This window comes from Pseudomonas sp. P9_31, from assembly GCF_034008235.1.
GTDB lineage: Bacteria > Pseudomonadota > Gammaproteobacteria > Pseudomonadales > Pseudomonadaceae > Aquipseudomonas.
Window position 1 is genome coordinate 18,667 of sequence record NZ_CP125375.1, and the last position, 24,008, is coordinate 42,674.

Here is a 24,008-nt window from a genome sequence, read left to right on the forward strand (position 1 = left end):
AGGCGCCTGATGGGTCAGAACAAACTCAATTTTCCATACCGCCATGAACGGCGATTTCTGCTCGGTTATTCAAGGTTTGCACCGTCAGAAAATGGCAGCGACGAAAGGAAGTCTACGTTGCATTGACCCTTTCAACTCGCCAAACTCCAAACGTCTTGCTTGCGATGCCGAGGATCTCCATGCGTTTGAGCGCTACGTCCGTTGAATGCCGCGATCTGCATCCACATGAAATCGATCGGATGTTCGAGATTTATTCCGCATCCTACTGCGATACCTCCCGTCCGCGATTCGATCAGGATTTCCAGGACAAGACGCACTGCATCGTATTGCGTTGCGCAGATGAGACCATCGTCGGTTTCACCACCCTCAAACGGTATGAGCGCACCTGGTCAGGCCAACCGATCAGGGTGATTTTTTCCGGCGACACCATCATTGACCGCGAACACTGGGGCAGCCAGCAACTGGCATTCGCGTGGATGCGCCTGGCCGGTGAGATCTGGCAGGAGCAGCCGGACGTGCCGTTGTACTGGTTTCTGATCTGCAAGGGTCACCGCACCTACCGTTATCTGGGCGCCATGGCGTTGAATTACGCCCCCCGCGCCGGCGTGGTGACGGATCCTGCGGTGCAGGCGTTGGCGGATTATCTTGCAGTGGAACGTTTCGGCGAGGCCTATGATCCGGCAACGGGCGTGCTGTCTTTCAAAGTGCCTCAAGGTCGGTTGACGACGGAACTGGCACAAGTCCCTGCCCCTCACCTGCGTCTGGAAAACGTCGCCTATTTTCTGCAGAAAAATCCTCATTACGCGTCGGGCGATGAGCTGGTCTGTCTGTGTGAATTGCACCCCGACAACCTGCGGCCGATGGCGCTGCGTCTGTTTGCCGCGGCGCAACCATGCTGATCCGCCGAGCCAGCGCTGCAGACAATCGGCAACTGCTCGACTTTCAGGCACTGCGGGCCATGCAGGGCGGCTTGCCAATGCGTTTTGATCGAGGACCTGACTATTTTGCGCTGCACCATTGTCATGCCTTGGACCATCGCACCTGGCTCGCCGAGAACGAGGTCGGTGATCTGAAGGGCATTGCCAGCCTGGTGGTGCGCGAGGGTTATCTTCAGGGTGACATTCAGCCCGTGGCCTATCTGGGGGATCTGCGGCTGGTGCCTGATAGGCGTCTGTCGGTGTCGTGGATGGCCGAGGTCAAAGTCCGGCTCGAAGCACTGGCCGATGAAACGGGTGTCCAGCACGCCTATTGCTGTGTCATCCGCGACAACCGTCTCGCCACGCAGTCGCTGCTGGGCGGGCGCGCCAATCTGCTCAAGCTTGCGCACTGGCGGGGCTACAGCAACGTAGCCGTGTATGCCCAGCGTGGGTGGCGAAGCACTCCGCGAACGCTGGACAACGTGCGTATCGTACAAGCGCAGCCGTGCCACGCTGATGCGCTGCGCGCATTTCTCGACCGCGAATCGGCAGGTCAGCCCTTCGGCAGCGTTTTCAGTGAAGCGCAGTTTGCACGGCGCCTGGACACCTGGCCGGACTTCGGCCTCTCGTCATTTCTGCTTGCACTGGACGCCCAAGACAATCTGCTGGGCTGTGTCGCGCCTTGGGATGCCGGGCGGATCAAACGGGTGGTGCTTGAAACATTGCCCTTGGCGCACCAGGCCCTTCGCCTCGCGTTCAATACCTGCGCGCCGCTGTTGGGGCGCCCTGCCATTGCCGCGCCCGGCGAGGCATTGCGCGACGTTTACTTGACCCACTTGCACGTACGACAGCGCGACCCGCAGGTCTTTGCAGCACTGCTGGATGCGGCGTGGATGCGCGTTCGCGGTCAGTACGCGTTGATGCAATTGTGTCTGTATGACCATGACCCGCTCTGGATGGCCATGACGCGCTATCGCGTCGTGTCCATTCCAATGGACCTGTACACGGCACCCTGTGTGGGGAGTGCCGCAGCGTTGACGGCGCAAGACGCCGAGTGCATCCCGGGCTTTGAAATCTATCTCGTCTGAGCGCGTCCGTGCACGACAGCCAATAGCGTCAGCCAGAAGCGTGTGGCGTCAAAGCCACCGCTGCCCAGCACCGGTTGACCATGATCGAGCCGGGGCAGACAGATCTGCGGCATACCCTCAATGCGTTGATGATCGAGGTAAAACTGCCCGTCATGAGCCCAACCGGGTCGCCGGGCATTGAGGCGGGCATGATGGGTATCGAGGCGCGAACTGGGGGCAGCGCTCCAACTGACGACGTGCACGCACTGCACGGCGGCGGGCAGGTGTTTGAGCAGGTGGGTAATGCGCGGGTCGCGCAGACTGCTGATATCCCGCGCGCCATCGGCCACCCAAGGGGTTTTCGCCAGCACGCGGCGAACGCGATCGAACGGGTAGTTGATGCTCGACTGCCCTGCGCTACCAGCCAACACGTCATCCATGACCGTCGACGGACCTGTCGGCGGTTGCACCAGCGCCACGCCATCACATGCCTCGCTCAATGCCTTGTTCTGTGCCAATGCCGCGAGCGCGTCGAGACCACCCTTGCTGTGCGCCAATACGACAAATCGTTGCCCTTGCCTGAGTTCGGCCATCAGCACCTTACTGATATGCCGCCCCTGCGTCATGACGCCCCGAGATGAACGCACAGGCATGCGCAGAACCGGATAGCCCAGGCGCCGCAACGTCCGCGCACAATCCTGAAAACAGCCGGGCAACCATTCGGAAAACAGTCCCGCAACCAGTACCACCAACGTGCCTGGGGGAAGGCTGGGCATGGGCTTGTGCCAGGACGCGATAAATTGTTCCGTCCAGTTCAGCCGTGCCTCGGGCGCTGCGAATTCGGTTGCCGGAAAATGCAGTGGCCAGTCGTCAAACCCCTTCGGCGTCCAGGCTTGTGTTGTCGCCGAAAGTCGCTTCATAGTGTGCGCCCAGCATTTTCGTCCAGCGTTTGCCGCGCCGCTTCCAGCGCTTCACGGGTGTCGAGGTGGTTGGGATGAAACCCCGGAATGAACCAGGCCAGCCATCTCGGAAACACACGGGTCAGCGGACCGGGACTTACGAATAACCAGCCGAGCAAACGCAGCCACTCGCGCCCGTTGCGGCGTTGCCCGTCATTACCGGAAAGTCGATAAATGAAGTACATGACATCGACTGCAAAGTAGCCGGTCATGATCAGCATGACCCCGCATCGCATCAGGTATCGCCAGAGCGGATTGCTAACCACCACGCCCAGCACATCGTAGGCGACGGCCTTGTGTTCGGTTTCTTCGATCGCATGCCAGCGCCATAGCATGGCCATCTTTCCATCGGCACCTTTGAGGACCGCGGGATTGCGCAGGAGTTGATCGGAGAGAATCGCGGTGAAATGCTCCAGGCTGGCCGTCATGGCCAGACGCATCGCCGGTGAAAATTTGTTGCCCACCTCCTGACGGCGCAAGAGCAGTTGTTCGAGGGCATCGATAGGTGCGCCTTGTGCCGCGAGTAGCTGGTTATACGAACGATGCTCGCGAATATGCGACGCTTCCTGATAAACGAACGCGTCAACGGCTTCGGCCAGCGCCGGGTCATTTTCGATCGCTTTTCGAAAGTGCACGACACTGTCGATGAAGAGTTTTTCGCCGAGTGGAAACATGATCGACAGGCCATCGAAAAAGCGCGTCACGTGCGGCCAGTCACGATACCAATAGCGAGGAATCTGCTCATCGAGTGCAAAACGCAGGTTGCGCCGGGGGATGTGGGCGCCGCCGGATATTGCCGCCGAGCGTCTGGTTAAAAGGCGTTTTAGATACGACATAACGTTTTCTGCGGTTCCTCGTTGCCCCGACGCCTCAGCAATTGATCGTTGGCGAAGTGGTCAGGGCGGTATACTTTTTTGACTCGACCTTTCTCAAGGAGCCCATATGCGCAGTTCCAGTGACATTTCGCAAACGCGTCGTTTCGACGTGGGCAATCTGTGTGTTCTGGCGCTGCAGACGCTATTTTGGGGCACAACCCTGACGTGGCTTTCCCACACTGATGCGGGTTGGCTCAAATGGCTGGTGCTCGTTCCGTTCTGCCTGGTCATGCAAGGTGTCTTCTCGATGATGCACGAGTCCTTTCATGGCTTGGCGCACAGTCGCAAATCACTCAACTACTTCGTCATGTGGTGGGCTTCTACCCTTTTTGGCGCCTCGGCCACGCTGATCCATATCAACCATCTGGGGCATCATGTACGCAATCGCACACGCGCAGAGCTAGCCGACTTCGCGGTCGCGGATGAGTCGCTGTGGCGCAAGCGTATCGAGTACTATTTTGCGGTGCTCGGCGGTATCTGGCTGGCGGCGTTTGTCGGCAGCCTTTTATTGCCGGTGCTGCCGGCCCGCATCACGGACAAGTGGTCGCAAACCGCAGAGGTCAACACTTATGCCGCGGCCTTCAAGGATTTCTCCAGCGCCGACTTCAAACGCATCCGCCTGGAAGTCATTGCCGGCGTCGCCGCGTGGTTATCGATCGGACTCTTGCTGGGATGGACGTGGCATGTTGTGCTCATCGCCTACCTCGCTTTTGCATTTTCCTGGTCGTCGCTGCAGTGGGTGTACCACATGCGCACGCCGCTGGATGTCGTCGAGGGCGCCTATAACATGCGGGCCCCGCGTCTGGTGCGCTGGGCGTTTTTGAACTTCAACTACAACCTGACCCATCATCGCCACTCGGCCATGCATTGGCAGCAGATGCATGAAGCCTCCAACCTGAAAGAAACGCGGCCGCTCTGGTATGGCTGGCTGCAGGTTTTTCTGCCGCCCCAGCGGTTACCCGATGACTTGACGCAACTGGATAAGACTTACTTCTGATGAGCGCCCACATGGATGTCAAGCGCGCGCTATGGCAGACCTTTCTGGAACGCGCCAAGCCCACGCTCGATCAATGGCACGCGCAACTTGAGCAACCGCAATCGACGCAAGAGCGGGCATTGCAGCGACTGCTCGAAGCCAATCGTGATTGCGCATTCGGCCGCGCCCACCACTTTGCTCGGCTGCGTGACTCGACGCAGTTTCGCGACAACGTCCCGATCCACACTTACATGCAACTGCAGCTCTGGATCGAGCGCGCGCAAAATGAATCCGAAGCGATTCTGACCACCTCCCCGCCGCTGTTCTTCGAGCGTACGAGCGGAAACAGCGCGCTGCATAAAGCGATTCCCTATACGCGCGCCTTCCTCGCAGAAATGCACAGCGCGCTGACCGTGTGGCTCGCCGACATGCATCGTCAGGTGCCCGGAATCAGCCACGGATCAAGCTACTGGTCGATGTCGCCGCCCTTGCAAATGCCAGTGGCGGGACCCAATGGCATTTGCATCGGGTCGGCCAGTGATCTGGAGTATTTGCACGGCAGTCATCTGGCCGGTCTGGCAGGGACTTTGTTGATTCCCGAGTTCAGCGGTGCGTTGTCGCAATGGCGCCGACAGACCCTCCTCGCTTTGCTGGCCGATGCCGATCTGAGCTTTATCAGTGTGTGGAGCCCGACCTTCCTGACCAGCCTGTTGCAGCCACTGTTCGACGGCGAAACGCCCGAACATGCGCAGACGTTTGCATGGCTGGAGGCCGCGCTTCCCGCGTCGCGCCAGTCAGCATTGCGCCGAGCGAGATCCCAAGGAGTATGCACCGAATTATGGCCACGACTGGCCGCCGTCAGTTGTTGGATGGAGGGCCCCAGCCGCCACTACTTCATGCAATTGGCCGTGCGTTTTCCGCAAACGCAGTGGCTCCCGAAAAGTCTTTTTGCCACCGAAGGCGTCGTGAGCATTCCATTCGGCGACGGGCCTGGATGCCCGTTGGCGATCGGCAGCCATTATCTGGAATTTCTCTGCGAGGACGGCGTCCTGCGCCATGCTCATTCGTTACGCCTGGGGGAAACGGCGCAGGTCCTGCTGACCACCGGTGGCGGCTTGTACCGCTATGCATTGGGCGATCGGGTCCGCGTCGTCGGCATGTCGGGGGCCACGCCACGGGTCGAGTTCGTGGGACGTGCCACGGGAACCAGTGATCTGGTCGGAGAAAAACTCGATGAGCAAATCGTGCAGAACCTGTTCGACCGATGCCTGGCCACAAAAGGCGCCGTCTGCCTGATCCCCAATGCCTACGCGTCGCCACCGCATTACACGGCGCTGGTTGCGACATCCCGCCACCTTGATGCCAGTGCCTTGGTGCTGACGATCGAGGCGGCACTGTCCGACGCCTTTCATTACTGCCAGGCACGCCGACTCGGGCAACTGGGACCTGTGCAGGTGCGCCTGCTCGACGGCGGTGCTGATCAGCTCGCGCATGTATTGCAGCAGGCGGCGGAGTTGAGCGGCATCCGTGCGGGCGACTTCAAGCCGCGTTCACTTATCAATCGGCTGGAGACAGCCGAAGCCCTTCTCGCTCTTACGGAAAGCTCATGTCGGCACCTTTGAACAATCTTCTTGAGACGCCGGACGATGGCACCCTCGAACAATGGTATGTGGCGTGTGCACAGAAAGAACTGCGCAAAAACAAACCTTACCGGGCGAAGATTCTGGGCCTGAACCTGGTGCTTTTTCGCCAGCGTGACGGCCGGGCAGCGGCGTTGCTCGACCAGTGCGTGCACCGCGGAACGCGCTTATCGGCGGGCAAGATTGCCGACGATTGCCTGGTGTGCCCTTACCACGGCTGGCGCTACGACGCTCAGGGGCAAGTGATGCATATCCCCAGCGTCGGCGATCTGCCGTGTTCCTCGACTTCGCCTGCGTATCGATACCGCCAGCGTCACTTTGCGGTGCAAGAACAGGACGGACTGGTCTGGGTCTACACCGGCACGGGCAACCCGCAGAAAAAACCTGTGTTCAAGCTACCGGTCTACGGCGAAAAACCCTGGCAGTCCTATTTCATGATCAACACGTTCGAGGCCGATGTCGGCAGCCTCGTGCAGAACTTCATGGACGTACCGCACACTGTGTTTGTGCACGAAGGCATCTTCAGATCCAGCACTGGGCGAACAATGGAGGCCACGCTCGCGTGTAAAGCGCAGAGCATTGAAGTGACATATCACGATGACGGCGACAAGATCGGTTTCCTGAACTGGCTCAGTAATCCCGACGGCGAGCCATTGGTGCACACGGATCGTTTTTTCGCGCCCAACGTCACGCGCTGCGACTACCGCTGGGGCGACTGTTCGGCGTTCTTCATCATCAGCCAGATCACACCCATGGATTCACGACAGTCGCGCGTCTATACCTACATCGCCTACCGCTTCCGGTTACCCCGCTGGGTACTACGCCTGTTGCGTCCGTTCATTCATCTGTACACCCGTATCGTTATTCGTCAGGACGTGAAGATCATTCAGGCGCACCGGCAAGGTCTCGATAATGTAGCGAATTTCAAGCCGTCCAACGTGCAAGCCGATGCCGTGCATATCGGGGTCGATCAGCTACTGGCCGCCGTGAGACGGGGAGAAGCGTTACCTCCGGCACAACGCCGTGAATCCCGGATACGATTTGCGCTCTGAGGGAACCTGATCTATTGGCGCTGATGAGGAGTTGACCCAGCTGCCGAGAAATCGTTGACCTAGGTAGCCTTCAAGGCTATGGCCCTCTGTGCTGGGTATTTACTTATTTAAGTTGGGGCAGTCTTGCCCCAGCAGGTGGGGAAATTCCACATCAGCGCCTACAGGTGGCGAAGTTCGCTGACCACTTGCCGCTGTACCGGCAGGAGAAAATCCTTGGCCGCGCCGGGCTGGCGAGCATGCGCGTGACTTCCTCGGCTCCTGGAACGGCAAGTTGGTGTGCGACGACTTTGCTGGCTACAAAGCCGGGTTCGAGCAAGGCATGACCGAAATCGGCTGCATGGCTCACGCCCGCCGCAAGTTTTTCGATCTGCACGTGGCGAATACGCCAGGAAAAGGCAGCGCCGATAATCAAAACGCTACATGACTGGATGTTGGCCCAGCGCGATCTGGTGCCCAATGGATCTGCAACGGCAAAAGCCTTGGATTGTTGGCGCCGATGCCGAGTTGACCCAGTTACCGAGATTTCACTGACCCAGTCTGACTCCTCGTGAATCATTGTCTGTGCTCGATTGTTGCAGTTTTGGAGAGGGGGCAGTCTTGCGTCGGCAATTGGGTCAATCCGGGGTCAGCATCAACACGACAATCCTGTCGGACCGAGAGAGCATCTATCTTGTGAGTCCAGTAGGCTTTTCTCATCTTTTCTGTGATTTTCGCGCTTCACACTCACAGAAAAAATGATTTTCTCCCAGCGTTTGCTGGGCCTCCAGAATCATCTATTTTGTGAACCTACACCGGCAGAACCGCTAAAACAAAAAAGGCCAACGCTCAGCGTTGGCCTTTTTTATTGATCGTCGAAACGTCGTCATTCGCTAGCAGTCACTACGTTCTCCAGCCGATACCCATACCCGTAAATCGTCAGCAGTTGCCAACCGCGATCAGCCGTCAGGCCCAGCTTGTTGCGCAGGCGATAAATATGAGTATCTAACGGGCGAGAGGACACTATTTCTTCATGGGTCCAAAAGCGTTCATACAAATATTCACGGGACAAAGGTCGGCCCAGATTGGCGAACAGGCAGCGGGCAAGACGGTATTCCCGTTCGGTCAGGCTGATAGGGGTGGAGGCGCGGGTGACGGTTAATTCGGCATCGTCGAATTCTAGGTCATTGAATGTCAGTATTTCGGTGGCTGCCGTGCGTTGCAGTCCATGCCGACGAAGCACCGCGCTGACCCGAGCCATCAGCTCGTTGGGGCGAAACGGTTTGCTCACGTAATCGTCGGCTCCGGCGTTTAAGGCCTGGACGATATCGCTTTCGGTATCGCGACTGGTGAGCATGATCGCGGCCGGTGGTGCGTCCATGTGTTCACGGGTCCAGCGCAACAACGACAGGCCGCTGATATCGGGCAGTTGCCAGTCGAGGATCAGCAAGTCGAAGGTTTCCCGTCGAAGTTGTCGTAGCAAGTCCTCTCCCCGCTCGAAGCTGTGCAACGTCCACGCCTGCTCTCCCGTTACGGGGATCTGCCGCAGTGTCTGTTCTACACGGCGGAGTTCAGCGGGTTCGTCATCCAGTATTGCGACACGCATGCCGAGTGTTTCCTTCATCTCGTAAGTGCAAAGTTTAAGAAAATTCCCACGGGAGTTTAGGCTGATTGATTGAATCTGAACAATTGTGGTGAGTTGCGGCGAGTTTCCCAAGGACGGCTACGCTGATTTCGCTTCGCCGCGCTGACATTTACTCAGCACAACAACGTTGGGTTTAGCCCTCGGCCAATTCTGAACAAATATTGAGAATTACCTCGCAAGGCTCTCTAGCCGGTAGATTCGATCTCGCTGAGCGGCACAGGGGCATTGGGATGTGCCCCGACGCAGGGAGCGTCAACGCCAACCTGGCAGGACCGTCGATCGCCGGTTTTCGACGGTCTGCAGTTCAGGGGGAAATACACGGAGTGCCTGCTCGGCGCCGACACAGGGATGTGTCATCTCATGTCCGTTGCGCCTATGGCTATCTGCCAGAGCGTCCGGTCAGGTATCGTGCGTCAAGCGCGCGCGTTTACCCGGCATGATTTCCAAAAGAGCATAAAAAGCCAATCCATGAATCCCATGACCTTATTGCTCCCACGCCGTTCTGGTGTCTGTTTTTTACTGGTTGCCGGCCTGATGGGATTGCTCACCCAGATTGCATCGGCGCCTGCCGCTTCGGCAAAACCTCTGCCTTATATCGATGAAAACCAGCAATGCCGTGGTCAACCGCTGCCCGCGACTGTCGAGCATCTGACCGGCGAAGCCTGGAAGCTGGACGTCAAAGGCAAGCAGACGCCACTGCAGGAAGGTATGTCGATCGACGAGCAGGAAGGCGTCAAGACCTCACCCTCGGCGTTTGTCAGCCTGTCCCTGGGTGAAGGCTCGCGGGTGGTGCTACCTTCCAGCTCCCACATCACGCTGCACTTCAACGCCAAACGCCCTGAGGGCGCTGAAGCTGACGAGGTCCAGGTCATGGCTCGTCAGGGGGGGCGTATTCAGAAACAAGGCACGTTGACGCCAATCGACTTGTTACCCGCCCCGCGTCTGTTGGGGCAGTCCGGCCAAACGGATAATGTGCCTGTCTGGCAGTTGATCATGAAGCCCATTGAAGGGGCCACGGGTTATCGGGCGCAAGTTGCCACCGATGCAGCCTTTCTGGACATCAAGCAAGAGCAGTTTTCCAGCACGCCAGAGGTAAAGTTCAGCGGGTTGAAAGCGTTTTTCTACCATGTTCGCCTGTCGGCGTATGACGCTCAGGGGTTAGAGGGAGAGGCCGGGGTGTATGACATTTTCTATTACCCCAGGACCACGCATGTCCAATAGCACCCCGGACGACGAGCGATGAAGGGTCGGCCAAGGAAGGACGATCGCGAGCCGACCCAGGCTCAGCGGCTGTTTCGGCGAATGGTCCGCGAGTGGCTGTGGGTCAGTCTGATCCTGCTGCCCCTGACGGCGATGCTATCCATGACTCAGGGCCTGATCTTGAGCAATTTGCTGTACGACAATCTGCGCCGGCTGAGCCCGCTGCCGGTCGACCCGCGAATACTCATCGTCACGATCGACGACTACAGCTTGCAGCAGCTTGGCCAATGGCCGTGGTCGCGGGCCATGCATGCGCAGTTGCTTGATCGGCTCAGCGCCGCGCACGTCAAAGGTGTTCTGTTCGATGTGATCTTCAGCGAGCCCGATAGCCATCCCGGCAACGATCAGCTTCTGGCCCAGGCGGCCTGCCGGGCCGGAAATGTCTTCGTGCCGCTGTTGCGCGAAGGTGTCGCGCGTTATGGGCAGCCTTTGGGGGAAATTGAACCGGTGGCTTCGCTGAGCCATTGCGTCAAAGGCGTCGGCCACATCAATGCCGAAGCGGATACCGACGGGATCGTGCGCAGCGTGTATTTAAGCGAAGGACCGGCGCAAAAAGCACGCCCGCAACTGGCCTGGCTGCTGTACGAAGAGACGCTTGCCGACAAGGGAAATGTCCCGATGCCCGATACCCCTGCCCCGCCATCGGTGCAAGGCTGGCAGCGAGCCCACGAAATAAGGATTCCTCTCATCCATTCCGACGCGGGCTTTCCCAGCGTGCCCTACGTCAGCGTATTGCGCGGCGAAGTCCCGCCTGAGTTGCTGCGTGATCGCTTGATCCTGATCGGGTCGACCGCGCCTGGCCTGGGGGACCGTTATGTGACGCCGCAATCGGTCAGGATTGGCACCACACCGGGCATCGAGATTCAGGCGAACATCCTCAACGGGCTGTTGCAACAGCGCAACATCGTGGTTCTCGATCAGCGCCAGGCGGCGTTGCTATCAGTGGTGATTGTCGGTGAGTTGCTGGGCCTGCTGCTGGTGCGTCCGCGTCGTGCCCTGTGGCTGACCCTGGGGGCAATGGCGGCCGCTCTGCTGGGTTCGAGCTTGTTGTTGCGCCTTGGCTGGTGGTGGTCGCCGGCTGCGAGCCTGCTGGGTATGTTGCTGGGTTACCTGATCTGGAATTGGCGAAGGTTGAACGCGGTGCTCGCCTATTTCGGCTGGGAACTGGCGCGCCTGGATAGCGAGCCGAAAGTCTTTCCCGAACGTCGCCGCACCCAGGCTCCGGCCGGCGATGTGCTGCAAGGGCAAATCGTCGCGTTGGAGCAGGCCATGAGCCGAACCCGCGATACCCGACGTTTCATTTCCGATGGCCTTGAATACCTGCCGGTGGCGACGCTGATCAGCGATCCGAACGGGCGCATTCTACTGGCCAACCGTAAGGCTCGAGAGGTGTTTTGCCGTGGCCTGGTGGGTGAGGACATGCTCAAGCAACTGAGCGACCTGGGTTACCCGGTGCCGTCCGCCGGAACGCCTCCTGCGTTGTCGACCCTGGAGCCGCTGGAGTTTCGTGACACCCAGGCACGCAGCCTGCGTCTGGACCTGGAACCGCTGCTGCCGGCCGAAGGCGACTCTGTGATTGGCTGGTTACTGAGCCTTACTGACCTGAGCATCGAGCGAGATGCCGAGGAGCAGCGTGCCGTGTTGCTGCGCTTTTTATCCCATGACCTTAGGGCCCCCCACTCGGCGATTCTGGCCTTGCTCGACGTTCAGCGGCATCAGGTGTCCGGCGACACGCAAGTGTTCAGCCAGATCGAGTTACAGGTGCGCAAGGCGCTGAACCTCACCGAAGCTTTTGTGCAGTTGGCAAAGGCTGAGTCCGAGGCTTACCAGTTTCAGCCGAGCATGTTCGCGATGTTGCTGCTCGACACCTTCGACCAGGCTTCGAGCATCGCTCATCTGAAGAACATTCAATTGCAACATGACCTCGACGAAGACGCTGAAGCGCTGGTTCTGGCCGATCAGTCGCTACTGACACGGGCCCTGTTCAACCTCCTGGAAAACGCTATCAAGTACAGTCCGGCGGGTTCGCGGATTTCCGTGCGGGTGAGTTGTGCCGAGGGCTGGTTGATGTGCGAGATCGCCGATCAGGGCCGAGGGATTGCCGTCGAAGAACTTCCCGAGTTGTTCAGTCAGTATCGGCGTTTTACCTCGGCTCACGGCAGTGATGGCCTGGGGCTGGGTTTGTCCATGGTCAAGGCTGTGGTGGATCGTCACGGCGGGCGTATTTTCTGTCATAGCGTAGTGGGGCAAGGCACTACGTTCAGTGTCCAGTTACCGCTATTGAGCGAGTGAGCCAGATGCTTTCAACGGGCATAAAAAAACCGGCTATATCAGCCGGTTTTTTTAGTCCGAAATAAACTTATGCACCTTTTTCGACGTTTTATTTACTTAAGAAATATGTATGTAAATCATAAGCTTAAAAACTAAAAACGACGTTTTTCAACAAAACGGTACACAGGTTATCCACAGAATCTCAGACAGTCACTTGATCGGTGGCATTGGGTGCCGCCGGGGCTGCTGGCAGCGAGCCCATCTCGCGCTGCATCTGTTCGTTCCAGGCCTGCACCCGGTCATTCAGGTCGGCAATGGCTCGTGGCCCGCTGCCCTCGGCGTACATCGGCGCGCCGATGATCACGGTGATCACGCCTTGCTGTTTGGCCCAACCGGTTTTCGGCCAGAACTTGCCGGCATTGTGCGCAATCGGCAGCACGGGTAATGACGCATTGACCGCCAACGCGGTGCCACCACGGGAGAACTTGCCGATGGTGCCGTAGGGAACACGAGTCCCTTCCGGGAAGATCAGTACCCAGACATTGTCCTTGAGCAGCTCATCGCCCTTCTTCGCCACATGCTTGAGCGCCGCTTTTGGGTTGCCACGGTCGATGGCGATCGGCCGCAGCATGGCCATGGCCCAGCCGAAGAACGGAACGTAGAGCAGTTCGCGCTTGAGCACCTGGCTCAGAGGCGAGAAATAGGCCGAGAGAAAGAACGTCTCCCAAGTGCTCTGGTGGTTCGACTGAATCACGCAGGGCCTGTCAGGAACGTTCTCGGCACCTTTAACTTCGTAGCGAATACCCAGAAAGACTTTGCTCAGCCACAAGGCGCAGCGGCACCAATACACGTTGATAAAGCGATAGCGCGCCTTGAACGGCAGAAACGGTGCGATAAAAAAGCTCAGGCTGCACCAGAGCAAAGAGCTGGTGCCCAGCAGCAGGTAAAAGAGGAAAGATCTGATGGCCTGCAGTATCGACATGGCGACATTTACCGTTGCGGGCATTGCCCGCCTATTCAAGCGCACTCCCGATCAGTCCTTGGCCAGGATGTCAGAAGAGCCTTAGTTGTGGATAAGTTCTGCGGCAATCGCCGCCAGATCGTCAAAAATCAAGGTGCCCGCGGGTAGGGTCTTACCCAGGGTCTTTTCGCCTTTCCCGGTCTTTACCAAAACTGGCTGAGAGTCGACGGCTCTGGCGGCTTCCAGGTCACCGAGAGTATCGCCGACGAACCATAGATCCGTCAGCGAAACGTTGTAATGCGCGGCGATGGTTTTCAACATCCCGGGTTTTGGCTTGCGGCAATCGCAGCCATCATCTGGCCCGTGCGGGCAATAGACGATCAGCCCGACTTCGCCGCCCTGCTCCGCCACCAACTCGCGCAAGCGAGCGTGCATGGCATTCAGGGTGGCGATGTCGTAATAGCCGCGAGCGATGCCCGACTGGTTGGTAGCGACCGCTACCGTCCAGCCAGCCTTGCTCAACTGCGCGATGGCTTCGATCGAACCGGGGAGCGGAATCCACTCCTCCACCGACTTGATGTACGCGTCGGAGTCGTAATTGATCACTCCGTCCCGATCGAGAATCAGCAGTTTCAACAGCAGCCCCTCAGCCCAGCAGCGAAATGTCAGCGACGCCCAGGAACAACCCACGCAGACGCGCCAGCAGCGCATAGCGGTTGGCTCGCACCTTGGCGTCTTCAGCGTTGACCATCACGGCTTCGAAGAACGCATCCACCGGCTCGCGCAAGGCGGCCAGACGTGCCAGCGATTCGCTGTACTGACGGGCCGCCGCCATTGGCTGCACAGCCTGGTCAGCCTGCTGGATCGCCGAATACAGCGAGAACTCGTTGGCGTTGTCGAAGTACTTGGCTTCAACGACCGACGGAACGCTGCCTTCGATCTTGCTCAGCAAGTTCGAAACGCGTTTGTTCACGGCGGCCAGGGCTGCAGCTTCCGGCAGTTTGCGGAAGGCTTCCACAGCTTGTACGCGCTGATCGAAGTCCAGTGCCGAACCCGGCTTCAGGGCACGGACCGACAGGTAAGTCCCGACGTCAACGCCTTCGTCTTCATAACGGGCACGCAGACGGTCGAAGATGAATTCCAGCACCGAGTCATTCAGGCCGGCGGCCTTGATCTTGGTACCGAACGCATTCACGGCAAACGCCACGGCGTCGTTCAGATCGAGGTCGAGCTTCTTGTCGATCAGGATCCGCAGTACACCCAACGCAGCACGGCGCAGGGCATACGGGTCTTTGCTACCGGTCGGCAGCATGCCGATACCGAAAATGCCCACCAGCGTGTCGAGCTTGTCGGCGATAGCAACTGCCGCACCGGTCAGGGTGGTCGGCAGTTCAGCGCCGGCACCGCGCGGCATGTACTGCTCGTTCAGCGCCAAGGCGACTTCTTCAGGCTCGCCGTCGTTGAGGGCGTAGTAGTAACCAGCGACACCTTGCATCTCCGGGAACTCGCCGACCATCTCGGTCGCCAGGTCGCACTTGGACAGAAGGCCTGCACGGGAAGCCCACGCAGCGTTGCCACCAATGCGTTGAGCGATGAACGCAGCGAGTTTGGAAACGCGTTCGGCCTTGTCGTAGACGCTGCCGAGTTTTTCCTGGAACACCACGTTCTGCAGACGCAGGTTGAAGTCTTCGAGTTTTTGCTTCTTGTCTTGCTTGAAGAAGAACTCGGCGTCGGTCAGGCGTGGGCGAACCACTTTCTCGTTACCGGCGATGATCTGCTGTGGATCCTTGCTTTCGATGTTGGCCACGGTGATGAAACGAGGCAGCAACTTGCCGTCGGCATCCAGCAGGCAGAAGTACTTCTGGTTGTCCTGCATGGTGGTGATCAGGGCTTCTTGCGGCACGTCGAGGAAACGCTCTTCGAACGAGCACACCAGCGGCACCGGCCATTCAACCAGCGCGGTCACTTCGTCGAGCAAGGCTGGAGGAACGATCGCCGTACCTTCCTGCATTGTCGCCAGTTCTTCGGTGCGCTTGCTGATCAGCTCGCGACGCTCGTTGGCGTCGGCCAGTACATAGGCAGCACGCAGATCGCTCAGGTAGTTGGCCGGCGAGGTGATGCGCACGCTTTCCGGATGGTGGAAGCGGTGACCACGGGAATCGCGGCCGGCCTTTTGGGCGAGGATCGTGCAGTCGATGACATGGTCACCGAGCAGCATCACCAGCCATTGGGTCGGGCGAACGAATTCTTCCTTGCGAGCACCCCAGCGCATACGCTTGGGGATCGGCAGGTCGTTCAGGGAATCTTCGACGATGGTCGGCAGCAGGCTCGCGGTCGGCTTGCCGGCGATGCTTTGGCTGTAGCGCAGCTTCGGGCCGCTCTGATCGATTTCGCTCAGCTCGACGCCGCACTTCTTGGCGAAGCCCAGGGCCGCTTGAGTCGGGTTGCCTTCGGCATCGAACGCTGCCTGACGCGGTGGGCCGTCGAGGTTGATGCTGCGATCCGGCTGCTGGGTCGCCAGCGCGGTGATCAGCACGGCCAGACGACGTGGCGCGGCGTAGACGGTTTTGGTTTCGTAGTTCAGGCCGGCAGCTTGCAGGCCTTTGTCGATACCGGCCATAAACGCTTCAGCCAGGGTATTCAGGGCTTTGGGTGGCAGTTCTTCGGTGCCCAGTTCAACCAGGAAATCTTGAGCACTCATTGTGCAGCCTCCAGCTTAGCCAACACTTCATCACGCAGATCCGGGGTCGCCATCGGGAAGCCCAGCTTGGCGCGAGCCAGCAAGTAGGCTTGCGCAACGGAACGCGCCAGGGTGCGTACACGCAGAATGTATTGCTGACGCGCGGTCACCGAGATCGCCCGGCGCGCATCCAGCAGGTTGAAGGTGTGGGATGCCTTCAACACCATTTCATAGCTCGGCAACGGCAATGGCTGATCGAGTTCGATCAGGCGCTTGGCTTCGCTTTCATAGAAGTCGAACAACTCGAACAGCTTCTCGACGTTGGCGTGTTCGAAGTTGTAGGTCGACTGCTCCACTTCATTCTGGTGGAACACGTCGCCGTAGGTCACCTTGCCGAACGGACCGTCAGCCCAGACCAGGTCGTAGACCGAGTCCACGCCTTGCAGGTACATGGCCAGACGTTCCAGACCGTAAGTGATCTCCCCGGTCACCGGGTAGCATTCGATGCCGCCCGCTTGCTGGAAGTAAGTGAACTGCGTCACTTCCATACCGTTGAGCCAGACTTCCCAGCCCAGACCCCAGGCGCCCAGCGTTGGCGACTCCCAGTTGTCTTCGACGAAACGGATGTCGTGCACCAGCGGGTCGAGGCCCACGTGCTTGAGGGAGCCCAGGTACAGTTCCTGGAAGTTGTCCGGGTTCGGCTTCAGGACTACCTGGAACTGATAGTAGTGCTGCAAGCGGTTCGGGTTTTCGCCGTAGCGGCCGTCAGTCGGGCGACGACTGGGCTGCACATAAGCGGCGTTCCAGGTTTCCGGGCCGATGGCGCGCAGGAATGTGGCAGTGTGGAAAGTTCCGGCGCCTACTTCCATATCGTAGGGCTGAAGTACCACACAACCTTGCTCGGCCCAGTATTGCTGGAGGGCGAGGATCAAGTCTTGGAAGGTACGCACGGCTGGCGTAGGCTGGCTCACGAAATTCACCTGTTTCTTGGGCTGCGATTTAAAGAGCGGGAGTATACCCGATTCATTGCTGCGCACGCCCCCTGGAGCCTTATGCCACGCTGCTTTTGGTGTACCGAAGATCCGCTGTACATGGCTTATCACGATCAGGAGTGGGGCACGCCGCTACGCGATGCGCAGGGATTGTTCGAGTTGCTTTTGCTCGAAGGGTTCCAGGCCGGGCTTTCCTGGATCACCGTGTTGCGCAAACGAGAGCGTTATCGTGAGGTACTGTTCGGCTTCGACGTACAGCGTGTGGCACAGATGAGCGACGCAGAAATCGATGAATTGATGCTCGATCCGGGGATCATCCGCAATCGCCTCAAACTCGATGCGGCCCGGCGTAATGCCCAGGCCTGGCTGGCGCTGGAGGACCCGGTGGCGTTTCTCTGGTCGTTTGTCGGCGGCACGCCGGTGATCAATCATTTCAAGGATCGCAGTGAAGTACCGGCGGTGACACCGGCCGCCGTCGAGATGAGCAAAGGCCTGAAAAAAGCCGGCTTCACGTTCGTCGGCCCGACCATTTGTTACGCGTTGATGCAGGCTTCGGGCATGGTCATGGACCACACTCGCGATTGCGATCGCTACGCCACCTTGGCGAACGGCGGTTAGAATAGCCGCCTCGCGCACAGCACAAGATCAGGAGTGACCTGTGGATAAGTTGAAAGGCGCCTTGCTGGTAGGCGCTCTGCGGCTGTTTGCCCTGCTGCCGTGGCGGGCAGTGCAGGCAGTGGGTTCGGCAATTGGCTGGATCATGTGGAAAACCCCCAACCGTTCCCGCGACGTGGTACGGATCAACCTCGCCAAGTGCTTTCCGCAGATGGACCCGGCCGACCGCGAGCGTCTGGTGGGCCAGAGCCTGAAAGACATCGGCAAGTCCCTCACCGAAAGCGCCTGTGCATGGATCTGGCCCGCTCAGCGTTCCATTGATCTGGTGCGTGAAGTCGAAGGTCTCGATGTGCTCAAGGACGCCCTGGCCTCCGGCAAAGGCGTGGTCGGCATCACCAGCCACCTGGGCAACTGGGAAGTGTTGAACCACTTCTATTGCAACCAATGCAAACCGATCATTTTCTACCGTCCGCCCAAGCTCAAGGCGGTGGATGAGTTACTGCGCAAACAGCGGGTGCAATTGGGCAATCGGGTGGCCGCTTCCACCAAGGAAGGCATCCTCAGTGTCATCAAGGAAGTGCGCAAAGGTGGTGCAGTGGGCATTCCGGCCGACCCGGAACCGGCCGAATCCGCCGGGATCTTCGTGCCGTTCTTCGCCACCCAGGCCCTGACCAGCAAATTCGTACCGAACATGCTGGCCGGCGGCAAAGCGGTCGGCGTGTTCCTGCATGCCCTACGGCTGCCGGACGGTTCGGGTTACAAAGTGATCCTCGAAGCCGCGCCCGAGGCCATGTACAGCACCGACACCGAGACATCCTGCGCGGCCATGAGCCAGGTGGTGGAGCGTTACGTGCGGGCCTATCCGAGCCAGTACATGTGGAGCATGAAGCGTTTCAAGAAACGTCCGCCCGGTGAGGCTCGCTGGTACTGATGCTGGCACGATCTGTGGATAACCGTAGGAGCTGCCGATGGCTGCGATCTTTTGATCTTGCTTTCAGTTATCCACAACACGTTCATTCAAGGACGCACCAGATGTCCGAACAGCGCCAATCATTTCGCATCAAGATCAGTCACGAAAGCATCGGTGAGTGCCTGGGCCAGACCCGCAACCTGTCGACCACAGGCGTCTACGTCAAGCATCCGGCCTTGGCTGTATTGCCCAAAGGCACGGTGGTTTATGGTCAGGTGCAGGATTTACCCATAGGCGCGCCACAAGTGCGCATGGAAGTGGTGCTGGTGGATGCCGAAGGCATTGGCCTGCGTTACCTCTGATCAGTGCGCCTGACGCTCGAGCTTTTTCAGAAACACCGTCATTTCCTTCTCCGCCTGCTTGTCGCCATGGGCACGGGCGGCTTCCAGGCCCTGTTCCCAGGCCTGATGCGCCGCCGCGTAATCCGCCAGCGCCAGATGGGCCTTGCCCAGCAGTTTCCAGGCCGCCGAATACTTCGGATCGAACTCGATGCAGCGCTGGAAATGTTCTGCAGCCTTGGCGTTTTCCCCAAGATCCAGATAACCCTTGCCCAGGCCGAAGCGCAGCAATGAGTTATCCACACCCTTGGCGAGCATTTTTTCCAGGGATTCGATCACGGTGGATTCCTTATTGAGGTTATTCAGGGATGCCAGTTTGTTATTGAGATTGCTTTCGCGGGCAAGCCCGCTCCCACAGGAGTATCGGTCGTACACAAAATATGTGTTCGCTGCAAAACACTGTGGGAGCGGGCTTGCCCGCGAAGAGGCCCGTCCAGCCACTGCAAATGCCGGATCAGAAAAAGCTCAATCCCACATGGAACAACTTTTCCACATCCCGAATATGCTTTTTATCCACAAGGAACAAAATCACATGATCGCCGGCTTCGATCACCGTGTCGTCGTGGGCGATGATCACCTCTTCGTCGCGGATAATCGCGCCGATGGTGGTGCCCGGCGGCAGGCCGATGTTTTCGATGGCCCTGCCGATAACCTTGCTCGACTTCGCATCACCGTGAGCGATGGCCTCAATGGCTTCCGCCGCACCTCGACGCAATGAATGCACGCTGACGATATCACCGCGCCGCACGTGAGCCAGCAAGGTGCCGATGGTCGCCAGTTGCGGGCTGATGGCGATGTCGATGTCGCCGCCCTGGATCAGGTCGACGTAGGCCGGGTTGTTGATGATCGTCATCACCTTCTTCGCGCCCAGACGCTTGGCGAGCAGCGACGACATGATGTTGGCTTCGTCGTCGTTGGTCAGCGCCAGGAAGATGTCGGCGTCGGCGATGTTCTCTTCCATCAGCAAGTCGCGGTCGGAGGCACTGCCCTGCAACACCACGGTGCTGTCGAGGGTGTCCGAGAGATGGCGGCAGCGGGCCGGGTTCATCTCGATGATCTTCACCTGATAGCGGCTTTCGATGGCCTCGGCCAAACGCTCGCCAATCTGCCCGCCGCCAGCGATGACGATGCGTTTGTAGCTTTCATCGAGGCGGCGCATTTCGCTCATCACTGCGCGAATGTTCGCTTTGGCGGCGATGAAAAATACTTCGTCGTCGGCTTCGATCACCGTATCGCCCTGGGGCAGGATCGGCCGGTCACGACGGAAAATCGCCGCGACACGGGTTTCGACATTCGGCATGTGTTCGCGCAACTGCCGCAGTTGCTGACCTACCAATGGCCCGCCGTAGTAGGCCTTGACCGCCACCAGTTGCGCCTTGCCTTCGGCGAAGTCGATCACCTGCAACGCACCCGGATGCTGGATCAGGCGTTTGATGTAGTTGGTGACGACTTGCTCCGGACTGATCAGCACGTCGACCGGAATCGCTTCGTTATCGAACAGTTCGGCGCGGGTCAGGTACGCGGCTTCGCGGACCCGGGCGATCTTGGTCGGTGTATGGAACAGGGTATGGGCGACCTGACAGGCGACCATGTTGGTTTCGTCACTGTTGGTCACGGCCACCAACATGTCGGCGTCGTCGGCACCGGCCTGACGCAGTACGGTCGGCAGCGACCCACGGCCCTGTACGGTACGGATGTCCAGCCGATCGCCGAGGTCGCGCAGGCGTTCGCCGTCGGTGTCGACCACGGTGATGTCGTTGGCCTCGCTGGCCAAGTGTTCCGCCAGCGAACCGCCGACCTGCCCTGCGCCGAGGATGATGATTTTCATCCGGTCACTCCCTTAAACCCGGTTAACCGCGCGCGGCGGCAATCTTGATCAACTTGGCGTAGTAGAACCCGTCGTGGCCGCCTTCCTGGGCCAGCAATTGGCGGCCATGGGGCTGTTTGATGCCTGCCGCTGTGGCGAGGTCCAGTTCACGGGCGCCCGGCGTGCGGGCGAGGAACGCTTCGATGACTTCGGTGTTTTCGGTCGGCAGCGTGGAGCAGGTGGCGTAAAGCAGAATGCCGCCCACTTCCAGAGTTATCCACATGGCGTCGAGCAGCTCACCCTGAAGCACCGCCAGTGCGGCAATGTCGTCGGGTTGGCGGGTCAGTTTGATGTCTGGGTGACGGCGGATCACCCCGGTGGCCGAGCATGGCGCGTCCAGCAGAATGCGCTGGAATGGTTTGCCATCCCACCACGTCGCGGTGTCGCGACCGTCGGCGGCGATCAGTTCGGCGCTCAGGCCCAGGCGCGCGAGGTTTTCCCGCACCCGCACCAGACGCTTGGCTTCCAGATCCACGGCCACCACGCCGGCCAGTTTGGGCTCGGCCTCAAGGATGTGGCAGGTTTTGCCGCCCGGTGCGCAGCAGGCGTCCAGCACCCGTTGGCCCGGCGCCAGGTCCAGCAGATCGGCGGCCAGTTGCGCGGCTTCGTCCTGCACGCTGATCCAGCCTTCAGCGAACCCCGGCAAGCTGCGCACGTCGGCGGCGGTGTCGAGGATGATGCCGTCGCGACTGTAAACGCACGGCGCGGCAGCGATACCCGCTTCAGTCAACAAGCCGAGGTAGGCATCGCGAGTGTGATGGCGACGGTTGACCCGCAGAATCATCGGCGGGTGCGCATTGTTCGCCGCACAAATGGCTTCCCACTGCTGCGGCCAGAAAGCCTTCAGGGATTTTTGTAGCCAGCGCGGGTGGGCGGTGCGCACCACCGGGTCGTGTTCCAGCTCCGCCAGCAGCGCCTCGCTTTCCCGTTGGGCGCGGCGCAGCACGGCGTTGAGCAAGGCTTTGGCCCACGGTTTTTTCAGTTTGTCGGCGCAACCGACGGTTTCGCCGATGGCGGCGTGAGCCGGGACGCGGGTATAGAGCAGTTGATAAAGCCCCACCAGCAACAGCGCCTCGACATCGGCATCCGCTGCCTTGAATGGCTTTTGCAGCAATTTGGCCGCCAGCGCCGACAAGCGCGGCTGCCAGCGAGCCGTGCCGAACGCCAGGTCCTGGGTGAAACCGCGATCGCGGTCTTCAACCTTGTCCATTTGTGTCGGCAGAGAACTGTTGAGTGAGGCTTTTCCGTTAAGAACTGCAGCAAGTGCCTTGGCGGCGGCCAGACGTGGGTTCATTGAGCGTCTGCCGTTTGACCGAGGACGGTGCCGACGGCGAATTTCTCACGACGGCTGTTGAACAAGTCGCTGAAGTTCAGCGCCTTGCCGCCAGGCAATTGCAGACGGGTCAGGCACAGCGCCTGTTCACCGCAGGCGACGATCAAGCCGTCCTTGCTGGCGCCGAGGATTTCACCCGGGGCGCCCTTCCCTTCAGCCAGGCTTGCGGCCAGCACTTTCAGCGCTTCGCCGTTCAGCGTGCTGTGGCAGATCGGCCATGGATTGAAGGCGCGAACCAGACGCTCCAGCTCAACCGCCGGACGGTTCCAGTCGATGCGCGCTTCGTCCTTGTTCAATTTGTGAGCATAAGTGGCGAGGCTGTCGTCCTGCACTTCGCCTTCCAGAGTGCCCGCAGCCAGGCCGGCAATCGCCTGAATCACGGCCGGCGGGCCCATTTCTGCGAGGCGATCATGGAGGCTGCCGCCGGTGTCTTCGGCGCTGATCGGCGTGGTCACCTTGAGCAGCATCGGCCCGGTATCCAGACCCAGCTCCATACGCATTACGGTCACGCCACTTTCACTGTCGCCCGCTTCAACGGCGCGCTGGATCGGCGCCGCACCGCGCCAGCGAGGCAGCAAGGATGCGTGGCTGTTGATGCAGCCCAGACGCGGAATATCCAGCACCACTTGCGGCAGGATCAGGCCGTAGGCGACCACCACCAGCAAATCGGGTTTCAGCGCGGCCAATTCAGCCTGAGCGTCTTCGTTTCGCAGGGTCGGCGGTTGCAACACCGGAATGTTGTGCTCCAGAGCCAATTGCTTGACCGGGCTCGGCATCAGCTTCTGCCCACGGCCTGCCGGACGGTCCGGTTGGGTGTAGACCGCAACGATCTCATAAGGGCTGTCGAGCAGGGCCTTGAGGTGTTCGGCGGCGAATTCAGGGGTGCCGGCAAAGACAATGCGCAGTGGCTCAGTCATGGAAGCTCTCAATTGCAAAGCATCTTGAAAAGAAAAAGGCTTGCCGCGGCAAGCCTTTGAAAGAAGGGCATCAAGCGTTCTGGCGGTGGAGCTTTTCCAGTTTCTTCTTGATCCGGTCGCGTTTGAGCGTGGACAGGTAATCGACGAACAATTTGCCGTTGAGGTGGTCGCATTCATGCTGGATGCACACGGCGAGCAGGTCTTCGGCGATCAATTCATACGGTTGACCGTCGCGGTCCAGGGCCTTGATCTTGACCTTTTGCGGGCGATCGACGTTTTCGTAGAAGCCTGGCACCGAAAGGCAGCCTTCCTGGTACTGGCCCATCTCGTCGGTCAGGGTTTCGAACTCGGGGTTGATGAACACCCGTGGTTCGCTGCGGTCTTCGGAGAGGTCCATCACGACGATACGTTTGTGCACGTTGACCTGGGTCGCGGCGAGGCCGATGCCTGGCGCTTCATACATTGTTTCAAACATGTCATCGACCAACTGACGCACTTCGTCGTCCACTACGGCCACTGGTTTGGCGATAGTGCGCAGGCGCGAATCGGGGAATTCGAGGATGTCTAAAATGGCCATAAGCTCAATTGCTGCACGTGTGAGGTAAAGTCGGGTCGATGGCCTGGCGAGTCCGAGGATGCAGGCTACCGTTGTGAACGTAGCTTCCGGCTTTTCAATAATGAGCTGGAAGCGAGCCAC

22 protein-coding genes and 1 pseudogene are annotated in these 24,008 nt (G+C 59.4%); 11 read left to right on the top strand and 12 right to left on the bottom strand.

What is annotated here, in order from left to right; translation table 11 throughout:
• Window positions 1-239: 239 nt before the first annotated feature.
• Both QMK51_RS00085 and QMK51_RS00090 read left to right on the top strand, forming a co-directional pair.
• Window positions 240-899, top strand: coding sequence for a hypothetical protein (locus tag QMK51_RS00085; RefSeq protein ID WP_320394584.1), 660 nt, complete (start codon window positions 240-242; stop codon window positions 897-899).
• A complete protein-coding gene (locus QMK51_RS00090; protein ID WP_320392802.1) occupies window positions 893-2,005 on the top strand; it encodes a hypothetical protein in 1,113 nt (370 codons plus the stop codon). Before QMK51_RS00085 ends, QMK51_RS00090 begins: the two co-directional genes overlap by 7 nt.
• Here the strand turns inward: QMK51_RS00090 and QMK51_RS00095 are convergent.
• Together QMK51_RS00095 and QMK51_RS00100 are read right to left on the bottom strand one after the other, a co-directional pair.
• Window positions 1,993-2,760 (bottom strand): hypothetical protein, encoded by a 768-nt coding sequence (locus QMK51_RS00095; RefSeq protein ID WP_320392803.1) that lies wholly within the window; start codon window positions 2,758-2,760, stop codon window positions 1,993-1,995. The genes QMK51_RS00090 and QMK51_RS00095 overlap by 13 nt on opposite strands.
• 140 nt (window positions 2,761-2,900) lie before the next feature.
• Window positions 2,901-3,779, bottom strand: coding sequence for a metal-dependent hydrolase (locus QMK51_RS00100; protein WP_320392804.1), 879 nt, complete (start codon window positions 3,777-3,779; stop codon window positions 2,901-2,903).
• A 106-nt stretch (window positions 3,780-3,885) separates the two neighbouring features.
• Between QMK51_RS00100 and QMK51_RS00105 the strand changes: the two genes are divergently transcribed.
• The 4 genes and pseudogenes from QMK51_RS00105 to QMK51_RS00120 all read left to right on the top strand — a co-directional run.
• On the top strand, window positions 3,886-4,815 hold the full coding sequence (locus QMK51_RS00105) for a fatty acid desaturase (RefSeq protein WP_320392805.1): 930 nt from the start codon (window positions 3,886-3,888) through the stop codon (window positions 4,813-4,815).
• A complete protein-coding gene (locus QMK51_RS00110; protein WP_320392806.1) occupies window positions 4,815-6,416 on the top strand; it encodes a GH3 auxin-responsive promoter family protein in 1,602 nt (533 codons plus the stop codon). Before QMK51_RS00105 ends, QMK51_RS00110 begins: the two co-directional genes overlap by 1 nt.
• On the top strand, window positions 6,401-7,486 hold the full coding sequence (locus QMK51_RS00115; protein ID WP_258698342.1) for an aromatic ring-hydroxylating oxygenase subunit alpha: 1,086 nt from the start codon (window positions 6,401-6,403) through the stop codon (window positions 7,484-7,486). The genes QMK51_RS00110 and QMK51_RS00115 overlap by 16 nt, the downstream gene beginning before the upstream one ends.
• Window positions 7,487-7,703: 217 nt before the next feature.
• Window positions 7,704-7,971: pseudogene (locus QMK51_RS00120) on the top strand (IS66 family transposase); the annotation flags it as partial.
• A gap of 377 nt (window positions 7,972-8,348) precedes the next feature.
• Here QMK51_RS00120 and QMK51_RS00125 read toward each other — a convergent pair.
• Window positions 8,349-9,068 (bottom strand): response regulator transcription factor, encoded by a 720-nt coding sequence (locus tag QMK51_RS00125; protein ID WP_320392807.1) that lies wholly within the window; start codon window positions 9,066-9,068, stop codon window positions 8,349-8,351.
• A 516-nt stretch (window positions 9,069-9,584) separates the two neighbouring features.
• Here QMK51_RS00125 and QMK51_RS00130 point away from each other — a divergent pair.
• Window positions 9,585-10,328 (top strand): hypothetical protein, encoded by a 744-nt coding sequence (locus tag QMK51_RS00130; RefSeq protein WP_413817550.1) that lies wholly within the window; start codon window positions 9,585-9,587, stop codon window positions 10,326-10,328.
• 18 nt (window positions 10,329-10,346) lie between these two features.
• A complete protein-coding gene (locus tag QMK51_RS00135) occupies window positions 10,347-12,659 on the top strand; it encodes a CHASE2 domain-containing protein (protein ID WP_320392808.1) in 2,313 nt (770 codons plus the stop codon).
• A gap of 181 nt (window positions 12,660-12,840) precedes the next feature.
• Here QMK51_RS00135 and QMK51_RS00140 read toward each other — a convergent pair whose 3' ends face one another.
• From QMK51_RS00140 to glyQ, 4 genes are all read right to left on the bottom strand, one after another.
• A complete protein-coding gene (locus QMK51_RS00140) occupies window positions 12,841-13,620 on the bottom strand; it encodes a lysophospholipid acyltransferase family protein (RefSeq protein ID WP_258698346.1) in 780 nt (259 codons plus the stop codon).
• 81 nt (window positions 13,621-13,701) lie between these two features.
• On the bottom strand, window positions 13,702-14,241 hold the full coding sequence (gene gmhB / locus QMK51_RS00145) for a D-glycero-beta-D-manno-heptose 1,7-bisphosphate 7-phosphatase (RefSeq protein WP_320394586.1): 540 nt from the start codon (window positions 14,239-14,241) through the stop codon (window positions 13,702-13,704).
• 4 nt (window positions 14,242-14,245) lie between these two features.
• Window positions 14,246-16,300 (bottom strand): glycine--tRNA ligase subunit beta, encoded by a 2,055-nt coding sequence (gene glyS / locus QMK51_RS00150; protein WP_320392809.1) that lies wholly within the window; start codon window positions 16,298-16,300, stop codon window positions 14,246-14,248.
• Window positions 16,297-17,250, bottom strand: coding sequence for a glycine--tRNA ligase subunit alpha (gene glyQ, locus QMK51_RS00155; RefSeq protein ID WP_003213601.1), 954 nt, complete (start codon window positions 17,248-17,250; stop codon window positions 16,297-16,299). The genes glyS and glyQ overlap by 4 nt, the downstream gene beginning before the upstream one ends.
• An 81-nt stretch (window positions 17,251-17,331) precedes the next feature.
• On the opposite strand from glyQ, the gene tag reads away from it, so the two are divergent.
• The 3 genes from tag to QMK51_RS00170 all read left to right on the top strand — a co-directional run bounded on the left by tag (window position 17,332) and on the right by QMK51_RS00170 (window position 19,158).
• Complete coding sequence (tag, locus tag QMK51_RS00160) at window positions 17,332-17,889, top strand: DNA-3-methyladenine glycosylase I (protein ID WP_320392810.1); 558 nt, start codon at window positions 17,332-17,334, stop codon at window positions 17,887-17,889.
• Window positions 17,890-17,929: 40 nt separating this feature from the next.
• Window positions 17,930-18,817 (top strand): lysophospholipid acyltransferase, encoded by an 888-nt coding sequence (locus QMK51_RS00165; protein ID WP_320392811.1) that lies wholly within the window; start codon window positions 17,930-17,932, stop codon window positions 18,815-18,817.
• Window positions 18,818-18,918: 101 nt separating this feature from the next.
• Complete coding sequence (locus QMK51_RS00170) at window positions 18,919-19,158, top strand: PilZ domain-containing protein (protein ID WP_258698350.1); 240 nt, start codon at window positions 18,919-18,921, stop codon at window positions 19,156-19,158.
• On the opposite strand, the gene QMK51_RS00175 is transcribed toward QMK51_RS00170, so the two are convergent.
• From QMK51_RS00175 to def, 5 genes are all read right to left on the bottom strand, one after another.
• Entirely contained in the window at window positions 19,159-19,452 is a 294-nt protein-coding gene (locus tag QMK51_RS00175; RefSeq protein ID WP_320394587.1) for a tetratricopeptide repeat protein, read from the bottom strand.
• A 196-nt stretch (window positions 19,453-19,648) separates the two neighbouring features.
• A complete protein-coding gene (trkA, locus tag QMK51_RS00180; protein ID WP_320392812.1) occupies window positions 19,649-21,022 on the bottom strand; it encodes a Trk system potassium transporter TrkA in 1,374 nt (457 codons plus the stop codon).
• Between the two features lie 22 nt (window positions 21,023-21,044).
• Window positions 21,045-22,355 carry a 16S rRNA (cytosine(967)-C(5))-methyltransferase RsmB gene (gene rsmB, locus QMK51_RS00185; RefSeq protein ID WP_258698352.1) on the bottom strand — a complete coding sequence of 437 codons (1,311 nt, stop codon included), beginning with the start codon at window positions 22,353-22,355 and terminating at the stop codon, window positions 21,045-21,047.
• Window positions 22,352-23,311 (bottom strand): methionyl-tRNA formyltransferase, encoded by a 960-nt coding sequence (fmt, locus tag QMK51_RS00190; RefSeq protein ID WP_320392813.1) that lies wholly within the window; start codon window positions 23,309-23,311, stop codon window positions 22,352-22,354. The genes rsmB and fmt overlap by 4 nt, the downstream gene beginning before the upstream one ends.
• A 70-nt stretch (window positions 23,312-23,381) precedes the next feature.
• Window positions 23,382-23,888, bottom strand: coding sequence for a peptide deformylase (def, locus tag QMK51_RS00195; RefSeq protein WP_258698354.1), 507 nt, complete (start codon window positions 23,886-23,888; stop codon window positions 23,382-23,384).
• Window positions 23,889-24,008: the final 120 nt, after the last annotated feature.

Bases quoted from the DNA above. Each gene is read 5' to 3' on its own strand.
- QMK51_RS00100 (WP_320392804.1), bottom strand. From the start codon at position 3,779: ATGTCGTATCTAAAACGCCTTTTAACCAGACGCTCGGCGGCAATATCC.
- QMK51_RS00135 (WP_320392808.1), top strand. From the start codon at position 10,347: ATGAAGGGTCGGCCAAGGAAGGACGATCGCGAGCCGACCCAGGCTCAG.
- fmt (WP_320392813.1), bottom strand. From the start codon at position 23,311: ATGACTGAGCCACTGCGCATTGTCTTTGCCGGCACCCCTGAATTCGCC.
- rsmB (WP_258698352.1), bottom strand. From the start codon at position 22,355: ATGAACCCACGTCTGGCCGCCGCCAAGGCACTTGCTGCAGTTCTTAAC.
- QMK51_RS00095 (WP_320392803.1), bottom strand. From the start codon at position 2,760: ATGCCCAGCCTTCCCCCAGGCACGTTGGTGGTACTGGTTGCGGGACTG.
- QMK51_RS00140 (WP_258698346.1), bottom strand. From the start codon at position 13,620: ATGTCGATACTGCAGGCCATCAGATCTTTCCTCTTTTACCTGCTGCTG.
- QMK51_RS00090 (WP_320392802.1), top strand. From the start codon at position 893: ATGCTGATCCGCCGAGCCAGCGCTGCAGACAATCGGCAACTGCTCGAC.
- QMK51_RS00105 (WP_320392805.1), top strand. From the start codon at position 3,886: ATGCGCAGTTCCAGTGACATTTCGCAAACGCGTCGTTTCGACGTGGGC.
- trkA (WP_320392812.1), bottom strand. From the start codon at position 21,022: ATGAAAATCATCATCCTCGGCGCAGGGCAGGTCGGCGGTTCGCTGGCG.
- QMK51_RS00115 (WP_258698342.1), top strand. From the start codon at position 6,401: ATGTCGGCACCTTTGAACAATCTTCTTGAGACGCCGGACGATGGCACC.
- QMK51_RS00130 (WP_413817550.1), top strand. From the start codon at position 9,585: ATGACCTTATTGCTCCCACGCCGTTCTGGTGTCTGTTTTTTACTGGTT.
- QMK51_RS00175 (WP_320394587.1), bottom strand. From the start codon at position 19,452: ATGCTCGCCAAGGGTGTGGATAACTCATTGCTGCGCTTCGGCCTGGGC.
- tag (WP_320392810.1), top strand. From the start codon at position 17,332: ATGCCACGCTGCTTTTGGTGTACCGAAGATCCGCTGTACATGGCTTAT.
- QMK51_RS00170 (WP_258698350.1), top strand. From the start codon at position 18,919: ATGTCCGAACAGCGCCAATCATTTCGCATCAAGATCAGTCACGAAAGC.
- QMK51_RS00125 (WP_320392807.1), bottom strand. From the start codon at position 9,068: ATGCGTGTCGCAATACTGGATGACGAACCCGCTGAACTCCGCCGTGTA.
- glyS (WP_320392809.1), bottom strand. From the start codon at position 16,300: ATGAGTGCTCAAGATTTCCTGGTTGAACTGGGCACCGAAGAACTGCCA.
- def (WP_258698354.1), bottom strand. From the start codon at position 23,888: ATGGCCATTTTAGACATCCTCGAATTCCCCGATTCGCGCCTGCGCACT.
- QMK51_RS00110 (WP_320392806.1), top strand. From the start codon at position 4,815: ATGAGCGCCCACATGGATGTCAAGCGCGCGCTATGGCAGACCTTTCTG.
- QMK51_RS00085 (WP_320394584.1), top strand. From the start codon at position 240: ATGTTCGAGATTTATTCCGCATCCTACTGCGATACCTCCCGTCCGCGA.